The organism is Pseudomonas koreensis (genome assembly GCF_024169245.1).
GTDB classification, from domain to species: domain Bacteria; phylum Pseudomonadota; class Gammaproteobacteria; order Pseudomonadales; family Pseudomonadaceae; genus Aquipseudomonas; species Aquipseudomonas koreensis_F.
Map to the genome: position 1 here is coordinate 2,202,363 of NZ_JALJWP010000001.1, position 17,335 is coordinate 2,219,697.

General features: G+C 60.2%; 11 protein-coding genes. 8 read left to right on the top strand and 3 right to left on the bottom strand.

Annotation, left to right across the window (positions count from 1 at the left end; translation table 11 throughout):
* The first annotated feature begins 283 nt into the window (after positions 1–283).
* From ptsP to J2Y90_RS09875, 4 genes are all read left to right on the top strand, one after another.
* Positions 284–3,145, top strand: coding sequence for a phosphoenolpyruvate--protein phosphotransferase (gene ptsP, locus J2Y90_RS09860; RefSeq protein WP_253498946.1), 2,862 nt, complete (start codon positions 284–286; stop codon positions 3,143–3,145).
* Complete coding sequence (gene pfkB, locus J2Y90_RS09865; RefSeq protein WP_253498949.1) at positions 3,145–4,086, top strand: 1-phosphofructokinase; 942 nt, start codon at positions 3,145–3,147, stop codon at positions 4,084–4,086. The genes ptsP and pfkB overlap by 1 nt, the downstream gene beginning before the upstream one ends.
* Positions 4,087–4,097: 11 nt before the next feature.
* Positions 4,098–5,831 carry a PTS fructose-like transporter subunit IIB gene (locus tag J2Y90_RS09870; protein ID WP_253498952.1) on the top strand — a complete coding sequence of 578 codons (1,734 nt, stop codon included), beginning with the start codon at positions 4,098–4,100 and terminating at the stop codon, positions 5,829–5,831.
* Positions 5,832–6,002: 171 nt separating this feature from the next.
* Complete coding sequence (locus J2Y90_RS09875) at positions 6,003–7,544, top strand: alkaline phosphatase D family protein (protein WP_253498956.1); 1,542 nt, start codon at positions 6,003–6,005, stop codon at positions 7,542–7,544.
* A 188-nt stretch (positions 7,545–7,732) separates the two neighbouring features.
* Here the strand turns inward: J2Y90_RS09875 and J2Y90_RS09880 are convergent, their stop codons facing one another.
* From J2Y90_RS09880 to J2Y90_RS09890, 3 genes are all read right to left on the bottom strand, one after another.
* Positions 7,733–8,101: an endonuclease domain-containing protein gene (locus J2Y90_RS09880; protein WP_253498959.1), complete on the bottom strand. Its 369-nt coding sequence runs from the start codon at positions 8,099–8,101 to the stop codon at positions 7,733–7,735.
* Positions 8,102–8,361: 260 nt separating this feature from the next.
* The gene (locus J2Y90_RS09885; RefSeq protein WP_253505112.1) at positions 8,362–10,890 is read right to left on the bottom strand and encodes a PepSY domain-containing protein; all 2,529 of its coding nucleotides are present in this window, start codon (positions 10,888–10,890) and stop codon (positions 8,362–8,364) included.
* 232 nt (positions 10,891–11,122) lie between these two features.
* Entirely contained in the window at positions 11,123–13,438 is a 2,316-nt protein-coding gene (locus J2Y90_RS09890; protein WP_253498962.1) for a TonB-dependent receptor, read from the bottom strand.
* 207 nt (positions 13,439–13,645) lie between these two features.
* On the opposite strand from J2Y90_RS09890, the gene J2Y90_RS09895 reads away from it, so the two are divergent.
* From J2Y90_RS09895 to J2Y90_RS09910, 4 genes are all read left to right on the top strand, one after another.
* Entirely contained in the window at positions 13,646–14,326 is a 681-nt protein-coding gene (locus J2Y90_RS09895) for a Fe2+-dependent dioxygenase (protein WP_065615770.1), read from the top strand.
* Positions 14,323–15,081 carry a tetratricopeptide repeat protein gene (locus tag J2Y90_RS09900; protein ID WP_253498965.1) on the top strand — a complete coding sequence of 253 codons (759 nt, stop codon included), beginning with the start codon at positions 14,323–14,325 and terminating at the stop codon, positions 15,079–15,081. The genes J2Y90_RS09895 and J2Y90_RS09900 overlap by 4 nt, the downstream gene beginning before the upstream one ends.
* 331 nt (positions 15,082–15,412) lie before the next feature.
* Entirely contained in the window at positions 15,413–16,471 is a 1,059-nt protein-coding gene (locus J2Y90_RS09905; protein WP_253498968.1) for an ATP-binding protein, read from the top strand.
* Positions 16,422–17,282, top strand: a complete 861-nt coding sequence (locus tag J2Y90_RS09910; RefSeq protein ID WP_253498971.1) for a DUF4435 domain-containing protein — start codon at positions 16,422–16,424, stop codon at positions 17,280–17,282. Before J2Y90_RS09905 ends, J2Y90_RS09910 begins: the two co-directional genes overlap by 50 nt.
* The last annotated feature ends 53 nt before the right edge of the window (positions 17,283–17,335 follow it).

A 17,335-nucleotide genomic window follows, 5' to 3' on the forward strand; every position in this document is an offset into this window, starting at 1 on the left:
GAGCATGCCGCGACATTTTCGCCAATCCTACCCGATAAGGGCAGCCGACTTGTTGCCTGGGCAGATCCGACCAGTTGGACTTCAAGGATGAGACATTATCGAGTAACGTGCCGATCAATCTAGATTAAACGTTTCAGCAAGCGTATTTTCTACGTTTTAGACGCCTTTGGCCGGTCCTGCCGTGAAACCGCCAAAACTGCCGCTGAAAAGCGCGGCAGAGCGCCTAAGCTGTGAACCATTCAAAACAATACCTGGCGTTGAACTGCGCCAAAAAGGAGATCGCATGCTCGAGCTCACTATAGAGCAGATATCCATGGGCCAGTCGGCCGTGGATAAACCCGCCGCCCTGCAATTGCTGGCCAGTCATCTGGTCGCCGACGGTCTGGTGGCCGACGGTTACCTCGCCGGCCTGCAGGCCCGGGAAGCCCAGGGCTCGACCTTTCTCGGTCAAGGCATCGCCATTCCCCACGGCACCCCGGAAACCCGCGATCAGGTATTCGCGACCGGCGTGCGCCTGATGCAGTTTCCCGATGGTGTCGACTGGGGCGATGGCCAGATCGTTTATCTGGCGATCGGCATCGCGGCGAAATCCGATGAACACCTGCGCCTGCTGCAACTGCTGACCCGCGCCCTCGGCGAGACCGATCTGGGCCAGGCCCTGCGTCGCGCCAGCTCGCCCGAAGCGTTGTTGAAACTGCTGCAAGGCGCGCCGCAGGAATTGGCGCTGGACGCACAGATGATTGGTCTCGGTGTGTCGGCCGACGACTTCGAAGAGCTGGTCTGGCGCGGCGCGCGTCTGCTGCGTCAGGCCGACTGCGTGAGCAACGGCTTTGCCGGCGTGTTGCAGCAAGTTGAAGCGCTGCCATTGGGCGATGGCCTGTGGTGGCTGCACAGCGAGCAAACCGTGAAGCGTCCGGGACTGGCGTTCGTCACCCCGGACAAACCGATGCGCTATCTCGGCCAGCCGCTCAGCGGTCTGTTCTGCCTCGCCAGTCTGGGCGAAGCGCATCAGGCCCTGCTCGAGCGTTTGTGCGCGTTGCTGATCGAAGGTCGCGGTCACGAACTGGGCCGCGCCACCAGCAGCCGCAAAGTCCTCGAAGTGCTCGGCGGTGAACTGCCCGCCGATTGGCCGAGTGCACGTATTGCCCTGGCCAATGCCCACGGTCTGCACGCGCGCCCGGCGAAAATTCTCGCGCAACTGGCGAAAAGCTTTGATGGCGAAATTCGCGTGCGCATCGTCGACAGCACTGACAGTGCCGTGTCGGTGAAGAGCCTGAGCAAACTGCTGAGTCTTGGCGCCCGACGCGGTCAGGTGCTGGAGCTTATCGCCGAACCGAGCATCGCCGCCGATGCCTTGCCGGCTCTGCTTGCGGCGATTGAAGAAGGCCTCGGTGAAGAAGTCGAGCCGCTGCCGCCCGTCAGTCAGCAGCGCGAAGTGATCGCCGACATCGCCGAAGTGCTGGTCGCTCCGGCCTCCGGCAGCCTGTTGCGGGCGATTCCTGCCGCACCGGGCATCGCCATCGGCCCGGCGCACATTCAGGTGCTGCAGGCCATCGATTACCCGTTGCGCGGCGAGTCGGCGGCGATCGAGCGCGAGCGCCTCAACCAAGCGCTGAGCGACGTGCGGCGTGATATTCAGGGCTTGATCGAGCGCAGCAAGGCCAAAGCGATCCGGGAGATTTTCATCACCCACCAGGAAATGCTCGACGACCCGGATCTGACCGACGAAGTCGACACCCGCCTCAAGCAAGGCGAAAGCGCCGAAGCGGCGTGGATGGCGGTGATCGAAGCGGCGGCCAAACAGCAGGAATTGCTGCAGGACGCTTTGCTTGCCGAACGTGCCGCGGATCTGCGTGACATCGGTCGCCGGGTTCTGGCGCAGTTGTGTGGCGTGCAGACCGCGAACGAGCCGGAGCAACCGTACATTCTGGTGATGGACGAAGTCGGCCCATCCGATGTGGCGCGGCTGGATCCTGCGCGAGTGGCGGGGATCCTCACCGCGCGCGGTGGCGCTACCGCGCACAGCGCCATCGTTGCCCGTGCCCTCGGTATTCCGGCGTTGGTTGGCGCCGGCGCGGCGGTGTTGTTGCTCGAGCCTGGCACGCCGCTGTTGCTCGACGGTCAACGCGGGCGCCTGCATGTCGACGCCGATGCCGTGACGCTGCAACGCGCCGCTGAAGAACGCGACACCCGCGAGCAACGCCTGAAGATTGCCGCCGAACAACGCCATCAACCGGCGCACACCTCCGATGGTCATGCGGTCGAAGTGTTCGCCAACATCGGCGAAAGCGCAGGCGTGACCAGCGCGGTGGAGCAGGGCGCCGAAGGCATCGGCCTGCTGCGCACCGAACTGATTTTCATGGCCCACCCGCAGGCACCGGACGAGGCAACGCAAGAGGCCGAGTACCGTCGCGTCCTCGATGGTCTCGCCGGGCGGCCGCTGGTGGTGCGTACGCTCGATGTCGGCGGCGACAAACCGTTGCCGTATTGGCCGATCGCCAAGGAAGAAAACCCGTTCCTCGGCGTGCGCGGCATTCGCCTGACCTTGCAGCGTCCGCAGATCATGGAAGCGCAACTGCGTGCCTTGCTGCGCTCGGCGGACAACCGTCCGCTGCGGATCATGTTCCCGATGGTTGGCAGCGTCGAAGAGTGGCGTCAGGCCCGCGACATGACCGAGCGTCTGCGCAAGGAAATTCCGGTCGCCGATCTGCAACTGGGGATCATGATCGAGGTGCCGTCCGCCGCATTGCTCGCGCCGGTGCTGGCCAAGGAAGTCGACTTCTTCAGTGTCGGCACCAACGACCTTACGCAATACACCCTGGCCATCGACCGTGGTCATCCGACCCTGTCCGCACAAGCGGACGGCTTGCACCCGGCGGTGCTGCAACTGATCGACATCACCGTGCGCGCCGCCCATGCCCATGGCAAATGGGTCGGTGTCTGCGGCGAGCTGGCGGCCGATCCGCTGGCGGTGCCGGTGCTGGTCGGCCTCGGCGTCGATGAGCTCAGTGTGTCCGGTCGCAGCATTGCCGAAGTCAAGGCGCGCATCCGTGAACTCAGCCTGACCCAGGCGCAAACCCTCGCTCAACAGGCCCTGGCCGTGGGCAGCGCGAATGAAGTGCGCGCATTAGTGGAGGCCCTGTAATGGCCAAGATTCTCACCCTGACCCTCAACCCGGCACTCGACCTCACCGTTGAGCTGTCGCGGCTGGAAGCCGGTCAGGTCAATCGCAGCGACGAGATGCACACCCACGCTGCGGGCAAGGGCGTCAACGTCGCCCAGGTGCTGGCGGACCTTGGCCATCAGGTCACCGTCAGCGGCTTTCTCGGCGAAGACAATCTGCAAGCATTCGAAACCCTGTTCGCCAAGCGCGGTTTCGTCGACGCGTTCATCCGCGTGCCCGGCGAGACGCGTAGCAACATCAAAGTCGCCGAACAGGACGGGCGCATCACCGACATCAACGGCCCGGGGCCAGTGGTCGATGCAACAGCGCAGCAAGCTCTGCTTGATCGACTGTTGCAGATCGCACCGGGGCACGATGCGGTGGTGGTCGCCGGCAGCTTGCCGCGCGGCGTCACTGCGCAGTGGTTGCGCGAGCTGATCGAAAAGCTCAATGCCCTCGGCCTGAAAGTTGCCCTCGATTCCAGCGGCGAGGCCTTGCGCGCCGCGTTGCAGGCCAGCCCCTGGCTGATCAAACCGAACACCGAAGAACTGGCCCACGCCCTCGGCTGCGAAGTGGTCTCGCCGATCGCCGAAGCACAAGCCGCCGCACGTTTGCATGGGCAAGGCATCGAGCACGTGGTGATCTCCCACGGCGCCGATGGGGTGAACTGGTTCAGTGTCGGCTCGGCGCTGCATGCCTCGCCGCCGAAGGTCAGCGTGGCCAGCACGGTCGGTGCCGGCGATTCATTGCTGGCTGGCATGCTCCACGGTCTGCTCAGTGCTGATACGCCGGAGCAAACCCTGCGCACCGCCACCGCGATTGCGGCGATGGCGGTGACCCAGATCGGTTTTGGCATCAACGACGCTGCGCAACTGGCGCAGCTCGAACAGGGCGTGCGCGTGCGCCCCCTGACAGAACAATAAGAGGGTTTGTCATGAAGTTAGCCATTGTTACGGCTTGCCCGAACGGCATGGTCACCAGTGTGCTGTGCGCGCGTCTGCTCGATGCAGCGGCGCAGCGTCAGGGCTGGAGCACCAGCGTCGAAGTGGTCGATCCGGCGCACCCGGAACGCAAGTTGTCGGCGGCGACCATCGAAGCCGCCGAATGGGTGTTGCTGGTCAGCACCGGCGCGGTGGACATGCGCCGGTTTGTCGGCAAGCGCGTGTTCCAGATTGCTCCGGCGCAAGCCTTGCAGGATGTCGAAGCGGTGCTGCGTCGCGGTGCTGACGAAGCCGAAGTCTACGTGGCCAGCGAGGTCGAATCGGCGAGTGACGCGCCCCGTGCGCCGCGCATCGTCGCCATCACTGCCTGCCCGACCGGCGTTGCCCACACCTTCATGGCCGCCGAAGCGTTGCAGCAGACCGCCAAGCGTCTGGGCTATGAATTGCAGGTCGAAACTCAAGGCTCGGTGGGCGCGAAAACCCCACTCAGCGCAACGGCCATTGCCGAAGCCGACGTGGTGTTGCTGGCGGCAGATATCGACGTCGCCACCGAGCGTTTCGCCGGCAAGAAAATCTATCGCTGCGGCACTGGCGTTGCGCTGAAGCAGTCCGAAGCGACCCTGAAAAAAGCCCTGGCCGAAGGCGCTGTAGAAAGTGCGGCAAGCGACGGCAAGGCTGCGGCCAAGTCCGAGAAAACCGGCGTCTACAAGCACCTGCTCACGGGTGTGTCGTACATGCTGCCGATGGTGGTGGCGGGTGGTTTGCTGATCGCATTGTCGTTCGTGTTCGGCATCACCGCGTACAAGGAAGAAGGCACGCTGGCGGCGGCGCTGATGCAGATCGGCGGCGAAACCGCGTTCAAGCTGATGGTGCCGCTGCTGGCCGGTTACATCGCCTACTCGATTGCCGACCGTCCGGGCCTCGCGCCGGGGATGATCGGCGGTTTGCTCGCAGGCACCTTGGGCGCCGGGTTTATTGGCGGGATCATTGCCGGTTTCATCGCCGGTTACGCCGCCAAAGCCATCGCCCGCTATGTGAAATTGCCGCAGAGTCTGGAGGCGTTGAAGCCGATTCTGATCATCCCGTTGCTGGCCAGTCTGGTCACCGGTCTGGTGATGATTTACGTGGTCGGCAAACCGGTCGCCGGCATGCTCGCGGCGCTGACGCAGTTCCTCGACAGCATGGGTACGACCAACGCGATTCTGCTCGGCGTGTTGCTCGGCGGCATGATGTGCGTCGACCTCGGCGGGCCGATCAACAAGGCTGCGTATGCGTTTTCGGTGGGGCTGCTGGCCTCGCAGAGTTACGCACCGATGGCCGCGACCATGGCCGCCGGCATGGTGCCGCCGATTGGCCTGGGCATCGCCACCTTCATTGCCCGGCGCAAGTTCGCGCAGACCGAGCGCGAGGCCGGCAAAGCAGCGTTCGTGCTGGGCCTGTGCTTTATCTCCGAAGGGGCGATTCCGTTTGCCGCGAAAGACCCGCTGCGGGTGATCCCGGCGAGCATCGCCGGCGGCGCGCTGACCGGTGCGCTGTCGATGTATTTCGGCTGCAAGCTGATGGCGCCGCACGGTGGCTTGTTCGTGCTGGCGATTCCCAACGCGATCAACCATGCGTTGTTGTATCTGCTGGCGATTGTTGCGGGGAGTCTGGTCACGGCGGTGGTGTATGCGCTGCTCAAAAGGCCTGAGGCTGTCGAGCTGGCAGTCGAACCCGTCAACGCCTGACACCCGCCAAACCCTGTGGGAGCGAGCCTGCTCGCGAAGGCGGTCTGCCAGCGACGTCCAGGTTGACTGACACATCGCTTTCGCGAGCAGGCTCGCTCCCACAGGAGTCTGCGTTGTCATAGCGGATTCATACAGCCGTGCTTAAGTTTTCCCTTTTGCAGGGAGAACACCATGAGCGATTTCAACCTCGGCCGGCGTCGCGTCATGCAGGCGGTGGGCGCCGGGCTGTTGCTGCCGGGGCTGGCGCCGGCGGTGATTGCCTCGGTCAAGGATCGTCCGCAGCTCACCGACGGCGTGCAGTCCGGCGACCTGCTCGGCGACCGCGCGATGATCTGGAGCCGCAGCGATCGCCCGGCGCGCATGGTGGTCGAGTGGGATACCGGCAGCCTGTTCGGCAACCCGCGCAAATTCGTCTCGCCACTGGCCGATGCGCGCAGCGATTTCACCGCCCGCGTCGAACTCACCGGCCTGCCGGCCAACCAGGCAATCTTCTATCGCGTGCACTTCGAAGACGCCCAGAGCGGCGTTGCCAGCGAACCGTGGTTCGGCCATCTGCGCAGCGTGCCGACGGCCAGGCGTGACCTCCGTTTTGTCTGGAGCGGGGATACCGTCGGCCAGGGTTTCGGCATCAACCCGGACATCGGCGGCATGCGCATTTACGAAGCCATGCGCCTGCGCCTGCCGGACTTCTTTATCCACAGCGGCGACACCATCTACGCCGACGGCCCGGTGCCTGCGCAACTGACCACCGAAAGTGGGCGCATCTGGCGCAATGTCACCACCGAAGCCAAGAGCAAAGTCGCGCAGACTCTCGACGACTATCGCGGCAACTATCGCTACAACCTGATGGACGAAAACATCCGCCGCTTCAACGCCGAAGTGCCGCAGATCTGGCAGTGGGACGACCACGAAGTGGTCAACAACTGGTCACCGGGCAAACAGCTGGATGAGCGTTATCAGGAGAAAGATATCCACAAACTGGTCGGCCGCGCGCGGCAGGCGTGGCTCGAATATGCGCCGATGCGTTTGCAAGCGGCGGACGGTGGCGGGCGGATTTATCGCAAGCTCAGCTACGGACCAATGCTCGATGTGTTCGTGCTGGATATGCGCAGCTATCGCGAAGCCAACGATGCCAACCTCGGCGCGGCAAAACCGTTTCTCGGCCGCGAGCAACTGGACTGGCTCAAGCGCGAATTGCAGGCGTCGAAGGCGCAGTGGAAGGTCATCGCCGCCGACATGCCCATCGGCCTTGGCGTCCCGGACGGCGAGGTCAGCCCGGGCGTTGCACGTTGGGAAGCGGTGGCCAATGGCGACCCTGGACCTGCACAGGGGCGCGAGCTGGAAATTGCCGAATTGCTCGGATTCCTGCGCGCGCGGCAGGTGCGCAATTTCGTGTTTTTGACGGCGGATGTGCATTACTGCGCGGCGCATCACTATCACCCGGATCGCGCCGCGTTTCAGGATTTCGAGCCGTTCTGGGAATTCGTCGCCGGGCCGCTGAATGCCGGCAGTTTCGGGCCGAATCCGTTGGACAAGACGTTCGGGCCTGAGGTCGTTTTCGAGAAGGCGCCGCCCGCGCAAAACACCTCGCCGTTTGCCGGGTTTCAGTTTTTCGGTGAGGTGAATATCGAAGCGCAGAGTGGCGAGATGAGTGTGGTGTTGCGGGATCTGGATGGGGTGGCGGTGTTTGAACAGAAGTTGCAGCCTGTTTAATTATTCCAGATCAAAAGCCCCTCACCCCAGCCCTCTCCCGGAGGGAGAGGGGGCCGACCGAGGTGTCTTGTGTCATGCATCGACCTGGGAGACCGCGGGGATTATGGCTTTGGATTCGGCGAAGAACGCTCAGGTCGGCGTCGATCTCCAGCATCCCCCAATCGGTCCCCTCTCCCTCTGGGAGAGGGTTAGGGTGAGGGCATTCTCCGGTCTGCCGCAACTCTGATGATCTGCTCCAACACATCGTCCATCTGCTGAAGCACCTCAAGATTACTGAATCGCACGACTTCAATGCCTTGTAGATACAGGAAGTTCGACCGGCGCCGGTCGTGAATCATCCCGGCCGTTTCATAGTGTTGCCCCCCATCCAGCTCGATCGCCAACCTCAACTCCACACAATAAAAATCCAGCACATACGGCGGACATGCAAACTGTCGACGAAACTTCAGGTTGGCGATCTGCCGGGAACGCAGACGCTGCCAGAGCAGGTGTTCGCAATCTGTCTGGTTGGTGCGTAACTGGCGGGCGAATTGGGCGAGGGTGGGGCGGCTTGGCATGGCTTCACGGTCCTTGTGAAGTTGACTGGAGATTTAACCGTAGCCCATTTCCCTCATCGGAACGCCGCCCGCCCAGCCCTCTCCCAGAGGGAGAGGGAGCTGACCGATGTGTCTTGCGTCATGCATCGACCTGGAAGACCGAGGTGATTATGGCTTTGGATTCGGCGAAGAGCGCTCAGGTCGGCGTCGATCTCGCGCATCCCCCAATCGGTCCCCTCTCCCTCCGGGAGAGGGCTAGGGTGAGGGGCTTCTCGCAGGCGTCAGTAAACGTCGCGGCGATAGCGGCCCTGTTCGATCAGGCGTTCGACTTCGGCGCTGCCGAGGATATCGTTGAGAGCCTGGTCTACGCCTGAGGCCATCCCTTGAAGGCTGCCGCAGATATAGATGACGGCACCATCAGCCAACCATTTCTTCAATTCATCCGCTGACTCACGCAAGCGATCCTGCACATAAATCTTCTCGGCCTGATCCCGGGAGAACGCCAGATCCAGGCGCGCCAGATCACCATTGACCAGCCACTCTTCCAGCTCGGCGCGGCAGAGGAAGTCGTGCTCGCGGTTGCGCTCGCCGAACAGCAGCCACTGCCGTTGCTGGCCGTCGGCAATGCGTGCCTTGAGCAAGCTGCGCAGGCCGGCGAGGCCGGTGCCGTTGCCCAGCAGGATCATCGGCACCGGCTCGTTCGGCAGATGGAAACCACTGTTGCGTCGCACCCGCAAAGTGATGCTGCCGCCCACAGGCGCATGCTCGGTGAGCCAGCCGGAGCCGATGCCGAGGCTGCCGTCGTTGTGCTGTTCCTGACGCACGATCAGCTCCAGCACGCCGTCGGCGGCGATCGAGGCGATGGAGTATTCGCGCAGGGCTAGCGGCACCATCGCATCGACCAGCGATTGCGCGTGCAGGCCGACCAGATGCGCGCGGTGCTCGGGCAACTGGCGTGAGGCGAGTGCCACTTCCAGCGGCTCGTCGATGCCGTTGACCTTGACCGGAGTTTCGCCACGAATACCGAGGCCGTCGAGAAAATGTTCGATGGCCCACGGGCAATTGCGCGGCAGCACTTCGACCAGGTCACCGGCCAGCCAGCTTCGGGTGTCCGGGGCCTTGAGGCCGAGCAGATAGACCGGCGCACCGCTGCTGTCGGGGTTCATCAGTTCGCGGCGGACCAGTGTCCAGTTGTCGTAGCTGGGCGCTTGCCAGGTTTCGCTCGGCGCCTGTCCGGTCAGCTGGCCGAGTTGCGTTTGCCAGTGGCGCAGCGCGTAAGGATCGCCGCTGTCGACTTCCACCGGGGCGAACATGGTTTTGCCGCCGTGTTCGCCGAGCCATTGATGCAAGCGTTTGGCGAAGCCGCAGAAGTGCGCGTACTGCCGATCGCCGAGGCCGAGCACGGCGTAGTTGAGGCCGTCGAGCGTCGAGGCCTTGGCCAGCACTTTGCGTTCGAAACCACGGGCGCTGTCCGGTGCTTCGCCGTCGCCGAAGGTGCTGACCACGAACAACGCATTGTTCGAATCGCGCAGATCCTGTTCGCTGAGATTGGCCAGGGGCTGCACGTTGACCGGCAGTCCGGCGGCCTGCAATTGCCCGGCGGTCTGCCACGCCAGTTGCTCGGCGAAACCGCTCTGGCTGGCGAAGCCGATCAGCCATGCCGACGCATCAGCGGTCGGTTGTGCGAGGCCTTGGCGGGCATCCTTGATCTGCTTTTTCTTGCGCCGGCGATCCAGATACAGCAGCCAGCCAGTGATGAAAAACAGCGGCATGCACACCGCCGCCATCGTCACGATGATCCGCCCGACGAGGCCAAAATAGCTGCCGACGTGCAGCGCGTAAATGCTGGTCAGCAGTTGTGCCTTGAAGCTCTTGTCGGCATAGCGGTCGACGCGTTTGACCACGCCGGTGGCCGGGTCGAGAGTGATCTGGTTCAGCGCGCGGTCATGGGGCGAGCTGTCGAGCAGGTAGAACACCGTCGCCGGCTGGCCGGCCACCGCTGGCATGCGGATGTTGTACGCCGCCAGACCCGGGCCGGCAGCGCTGTAGATGCTGCTCCACATCGCCGCGTAGTCGGCCGTCGATGCCGGGCCTTCTGGCGCCGGTCCGCGACCGCCGCGCACGCGCTCGTTTTGCGGCGCGTCGGAAAGCAGTCGGGTCAGGCCTTTGTTGTACCACTCGTACGACCAGGACAATCCGGTCAATGCCAGCAGCAGATACACCAGCAAACACCAGGTGCCGGCCACCGAGTGCAGATCCCAATTGAACGCGCGGCCCTTCTTTTTCCAGTCTAGCGTCAACCACACGCGCCAGCTGTTCCACTGGCGTGGCCAGCGCAGATAAAGGCCGGAGAGGCAGAAGAACAGCAGCATCAAGGTGCAGGCGCCGGTAATGTTGCGCCCGGTGTCGCCCATGGCGAGGAAGCGGTGCAGTTGCAGCATCAGGCCGAAGAAGTCCTGACCGGTGGCGTCGCCCTGGAACTCGGCGGTGTACGGATCGAAGTAGCGCATCTCGCCACGCCGTTCGCCTTTGGGTGGGGTGAAGTAGGCCCGTGCGGCGTGGCCGCTGTCGGTTTCGACCCAGAGCATGGCGACTTTCTTGCCGGACGCGGCTTCGATGCGCTCGACCAATTCAACTGGCGGCAACACGCCGGCGGCCTGCTTTTCCACCTGCAGAACGGACGGATTCAGCGCGCGCAGGATCTCGTCCTGAAACGAATAGGCCGCGCCGGTGATGCCCATCAGGGCCAGCACCAGCCCCGCGGTGATGCCAAAAAACCAGTGCAACTGGAACAGGGTTTTCTTCAACACGTCACTCGCCGTCCATTCGGAAATTGTCATCACGGCGCGCATTATGCCGTGGGTTATCAAGAAGCGTTTTGCGTAACACACAAAAGCCCCGTTCAACTGAATGAACGGGGCCGAGCCTCGCGGCACATTCCCTGTGGGAGCGAGCCTGCTCGCGAAAGCGGTGTGTCAGTCAGCATCGATGTTGCTGAAAGATTGCTTCGCGAGCAGGCTCGCTCCCACAGGTTCCAAATCGTCAGAAGTGGAAATTGGTGCTCAACAGCGCCGTCCGTCCCGCCGCCTGATTGGCGAAGTGGGTCGAGAAGGCTTTGTCGTAATAGGTTTCGTCGGTCAGGTTCTGCACGTTGAGTTGCAGGTCGACATTCTTGGTCAGCTTGTAGGCTGCCATCGCGTCGTAACGCACATAGGAATCGACCATTGTCGTGTTAGCCACACTGCCATAGACGTCGTCGACGTAGAACGCGCCACCACCGATGGTCAGCTTTGGTGTGACCTGATACGTGGTCCACAGGCTGGCGCTGTTTTTCGGTGTGTTCGGCAGGTCGTTGCCGTCGTTGGCGCGACCCAGCGGGCCACCGTCAACCTGTTCGCTATCCATGAACGCGTAACCGGCAAACAACTGCCACTTGTCGGTGATCTTGCCGCTGGCCGACAGTTCGAAGCCTTGTACGCGGGTCTTGCCGGCGTTCTCGTAGGAACTGGTATCGACTTGCACGCGAGCGTTTTCCTTCTCGGTGCGGAAGATGTCGGCGGTCAGCGACAGGCGATCATTGAGCAGATCCCACTTGGTGCCGATTTCGTAGTTCTTGGTGGTCTCCGGCTCCATGTCGCTGCTCAGCAGATTGCCGCTGCGATCCGGCGTGCCGCCCAGCGGGTTACCTTCCTGACCTTCGCCCAAGGTGTTGCCCGGCGGCGTCGCCGAGGTCGCATAGGAGGCGTAGATGCTGCCGTTTTCCGCCGGCTTGTAGACCACGCCGAACTGGCCGGTGACGAACTCGCTGGTGTCATCGCCCTTGGAGGTGGTGCGGCCAGCGGCGTTGTAGGTCTTGTAATCGGTGTCGAAGTGGTCGTAACGCAGGCCCATGTTCACCAGCCACTGCTCGGACAACTCCAGCGTGTCGAACACGTACAGCGCGTAGGTGTCGGCCTGGGTGTCAGTGCCGGCGTAGTTGCGCGAGATTGCGCCGTTCCACGGGTCGTTCGGATTCGGGTTCGACAGCGAGGTGCAGTTGTAACCGCTGGCCGCGCCGATCAGGCCCGGGTTGCAGTTGGTGGTGACGGCGCTGGTGCGCGGCGTGGTGTCGGTGTTGACGTTGTACGAGGATTTCTCGCTCTGCTCACGGGTGTATTCGACACCGGTGGAGAAACTGTTCTTGAAACCGGCCACGTAAAAGGTGCCGAACAGGTCTGTCTGGTTGGTGGTGGTTTCGGTGTTGCTCACCCGCGTGTTGACGCGACGCCAGACGCTGCCATTGTTGACGTTGCCCTTGCTGTCGTCCGGCTGGGTGAGGATGTAATCCTGCATGCTGCTGCCGTGGCGCAGGGTGTTCTTGATGGTCAGCGCATCGTTCAGGTCGTGCTCGATGGCGAAGGTCGCGGTGTCGGTGCGGCCCTTGCGGAAATCGCGATCCAGACCGTAGAAGTTGTCGTGATCGCCACCGGCGTACGGCTTGTCCGGATTGGACTTGGTGCGTGCGCCGGAACCACCGGCTGGGATGGTGTACGGGATGCCCGAATCCGGGGTGTCGTTGCTTTCCAGATGGTAGTAGTCGAGGTTGACGCGGGTATCGGTGCCCAGGCCAAAGGCCAGGGACGGCGCGATGCCCCAACGGTCGTAATCGACCTTGTCGCGACTGGCGACGTTGCTCTCATGGCTCATCAGGTTGAGACGACCGGCAGCGCTGTCGCTGAACTGGTAGTTGCCGTCGAGGGTGTAGCGCTGGGTCTGGTCGGAGCCGTAGGTGAAGCCGCCGTCGAACGAGTTGCCCAGGTGCGCTTTCTTGCTCACCAGGTTGATGCTGCCACCGGCTGCGCCACGACCGCCAATCGCCGAGTTCGGGCCTTTGCTGACTTCGATGTTTTCCACGGCGAAGATCTCGCGGCTCTGCGAACCGGTGTCACGCACGCCGTCGAGGTAGGTATCGCCCTGAGCGTCGAAGCCACGAATGAACGGACGATCGCCCTGGGGGTTGCCACCTTCACCGGCACCGAAGGTGATGCCCGGCACGGTACGCAAGGCGTCCTGCATATTCAGCGCGCCGGTGTCCTTGAGCACTTGTTGCGGAATCACCGTGACCGAGCGCGGCGTGTCGACCAGCGGCGCGGTGTACTTGGGTGAGGAGGCTTTTTCGACCTGGTAGGAGGTCGAATCCTGGGCTTCGCCGGTGATGGCGGTGGCGTCCAGGGCAATGGCATTGCCGGAAGCTTTGCTCTCGGTCTTTTCCACTGCGAAGACCATTTGGCCAGCGGAGCCGGCGCTGATGGCGACACCGATTGCCGAGGCGAGCAGACGTGGTGAACTGACCGGTAGTTGTGCGTGTTGACGTGCCATTTTTATTCCCCTCCCCAAGGATTTGAGGCGGCGGAATATAGGGTAAACAGGTATTCGTATCAATTGCGAAACATTGTTATTCGCATTGAATTTACATTCTTTACAATTTGCCCTTACGGTTTTTGCCTGTTCGTTCGTCTCGCGGGTTTTACACGGTCAATAAGAATCAATACCATTGCCGCCTTCTTGCCATCAGGTGACATCGCCATGCTGCTGCACATTCCCGGGCTGTTCGCAAAAGACGAAGTGCAGCGCATCCGCCAGGCTCTGGAGCAGGCGGACTGGGCCGATGGCAAGATCACTGCCGGCTTCCAGTCGGCCAAGGCCAAGCACAACCTGCAATTGCCCGAAGGCCATCCGCTGGCCAAGGAAATCGGCGCGGCGATGCTTGAGCGGCTGTGGAAAAATCCGCTGTTCATGTCCGCCGCATTGCCGCACAAAGTCTTTCCACCCTTGGTGAACTGTTACACCGCCGGCGGCAGTTTCGATTTCCATATCGACAATGCCGTACGCCAGCCCAAGGGCAGCATCGAGCGGGTGCGTACCGATCTGTCGGCGACGCTGTTTTTCAGCGAGCCGGAAGATTACGACGGCGGCGAGCTGGAGATTCAGGACACCTACGGCAGCCAGCGAGTGAAGTTGCCGGCCGGCGACATGGTGTTGTATCCGGGCACCAGTTTGCACAAGGTCAATGCGGTCACTCGCGGCGCGCGTTATGCGTCGTTTTTCTGGACGCAAAGCCTGGTGCGCGAAGACAGTCAGCGCGCGTTGTTGTTCGAGATGGACGCGGCGATTCAGCAGCTCACTCAGGACGTTCCCGATCACCCTTCGCTGATCCGCCTCACCGGCACGTATCACAACCTGCTGCGGCGTTGGGTCGAGGTATGAGTTTCCTGCTACGCCGCGAGGAAGTCCTCGATGCCGCCGGGTTGGCGGCGATGCTTGAAGAAAGCCCGGCTCGAGCGGCGCAGGCGATTTTGCTGGCGGCGGGTGAGGGCGAGGTTGAAGCGCAGGCGCTGCTCGGGCAGATCCTGCTCGATGGCCAGGGCATCGCGCAGGATCAAGCGCTGGCGCTGCGCTGGTTCGGCATCGCCGCCGGGCGCGGGCATCTGATGGCGCGCAACATGCTCGGGCGTTGCCATGAGCATGGTTGGGGTTGTGCGGCGGATGCCTCGATCGCGGCGCAGCATTATCGGATCGCCGCAGAAGCCGGGCTGGATTGGGCGATGTACAACCTTGCCAATCTGCTAGCGACCGGTCGCGGGGTGACGGTTGATCATCGGCAGGCGTTGGCGTTGTATCGGCGCGCGGCTGAGTTGGGCCATGCCAAATCGATGAATCTGCTGGGGCGCTATCTGGAGGAAGGGCAGGTGTGTCCGGCGGATCCGCTGGCGGCGCGCGAGTGGTATCGGCGCTCGGCTGAGGGTGGGGATTTTCGTGGGCAATTCAGTTATGCGGCGGTGCTGGCGGCTGAGGGGCGGGTTGAGGAGGCGGTGGATTGGCTTGAAAAAGCCTTGGCCGGGGGGAGTCCGCATTTTCTACGGGTGGCTGGAAATGAACTATGCCGAATTTCCTGCCCGCAATTCAAGACGATGGCCCAAGCGTTCCTAAAAAAAGCAGAAGCTTTGACTCGAGTAACATAAAGGTACATCACGTGAGCTGGGGTTAAACAAATCGGGGTGTCCGGCAAATCGCTAGGCTGTGCGTGCAAAAGGCAGTACATTTGCGCTACATGATTTAAGCTTAGGCACTCGCATGTCTCGTATAAAAAACGAAACAATTTCAATTCGAACTTCTTCCGAAATCAAGTATTTGCTTAAAATGGCGGCTGATCAGGAGCGGCGATCTGTTGCGTCAATGATGGAGATTTTAATAGTCGAATATGCAAGGAAGTATAATTTGAGAATCATTTCCGAGGTTTAAGAAATGATTTTTCGTATTTGACGTGGTATGTGGTTAAAGGGTGGCCGATTAATGAAAATTCGTGAGATTCATATATCAAGGCTTGGCGTGCTAGGTACCCAGTCTTTTGATTTTTCAGATGAGTGGAGTGGCGAAACGGCTAGTCGTATACTGATTAGTGGTCCGAATGGTTGCGGTAAGACAACGCTTATCAGTGTAGTCGCAATTATGTGGAATATGTTTGGCTTCTGGCTGAATAAGCGAGCCAAATCAACTGCTGCGCAAACCGAGGCGATGTTGAAAGCTTTTGGTTATGGAAGCGTAGTGTTAGTTCTAGAGGATTTGCCGTACTTGAAGGAAAAGCTTCTATTGGTGAACGGCGATGAAAACTCTATAGGGCAAATAAAAAAAGCTTGGCCCGGCGCAGCGGTTGTCGGCGAATTAATGCAATTTGATAAAAAGAAAATAGTTTCTCATGTGTTGGAGCTTCCTCAGGAGGAAGAATGGTTTACTCAATGGACGCTTGAACGACAAAGAATGTTGGTTTCTCCAGAACCCAGCAGGATACCAAATCTGATTTTCTTGGATGCGGATAGTCGTAGGTGGGTTGTAGCGAAGGGGAAGCGTGGTGAAATAAAACCTGAGGTCCTACAGCAGCGTTGGATATCCCGTTATAGACCTACCGAAAGAGGTGATGGCCAACTGGAGGAATCTTTGCTCTCAGTGAAGACAGCATCCAATGCGATGTTTGAACGAATTGTTGATGCAATGAATGGATTTCTAGTCGGGAAATTGATACTGAAAACCGTGGTCCTAGGTGAAAATAGAATTCAGGTACTTACAGAAGACGGAGAAATAATAACTCTAGATGATTTGAGCTCTGGAGAACACCAGGTATTAATTTTGCTTTTTCAGTTGGGTCGCTGGATGGAGAAAGGCGGAATTGTACTGATAGATGAGCCTGATCTGTATTTGCATCCTTCTTTGGCAATAAGTTTGCTCGCCCGGATTGAACAGATTGTCGATGATAACGGTGGTCAGTTAATTATAACTTCACACATGCCTGATGTGTGGAGTCGTTATGAAACCGTTGGTCATCGTGTTCTGCTCGGAGGTACTGATGAGTCCTGAGGAGCAGAGAAAAAAAATAATTGAGCGTTACGCGCCAAACCATAGTAAATCCATTTTTCTAGTAGAGGGCGTCGATGATGTTGAGGCGATGTCTTTATTGTTGAATGCTTTTCATGTTCAGGATTGGGAGCGCAACTGGGTAGTGGTTTCTGCCGGAAATAAGCGGCGTGTTCGGGAGTTGCTGTCTCTGGAGCGAAGCTGGTTAGGCCTTGTCGATAGAGATGAGTGGGACTCTGTCATGCTGGCGAGATATTCGCTTGAATTGCCGAATCTTATTATACTCCCACGATTTTGTATTGAAAATTATCTAATTGTTCCTGACGAGATTTGGCTGGCTTTACCAGAGAGGCAGCGAGCAAAAATTGGCGGTGATAAACAGTTATTTGATAACAGGATCTTGAGTGCTTTGCCCTCATATGTCAGACATGGCGTTGCATGGAAAGTTGTAACTCCCCTTTGGGAGGGGCTGCGAGCCAGGGGCTTCAAAGAAAGCTTGGCATCATTTGAAAGCTTGGCCACCGTCCAAAATGATGGTGATATTTTAAATATACTGAATCAATGGGATGCTTATCTAGAACCACAGAGAATCATGTCTGATTTTCAGACGATGCTTACGACAGCTCTGCAGTCCTCAGTTACAATGCAATTGAAGGACTATGTCCACGGAAAACTTTTCTGGGAACGTCAAGTTAACGAGGCAATGAATCAATTTTTCGGTCAAATGAGTGCAAAAGAACGCCGCACCAAAATTCTCGCGCATATTCCCACGTTGCCGGAAGATTTGCTTCCTATATTGAGTCGGCTTGAGTAGCTGGATTTAAAGCTGGATATAAAATAACCCTTAAGTACGCCCATGACTCATCA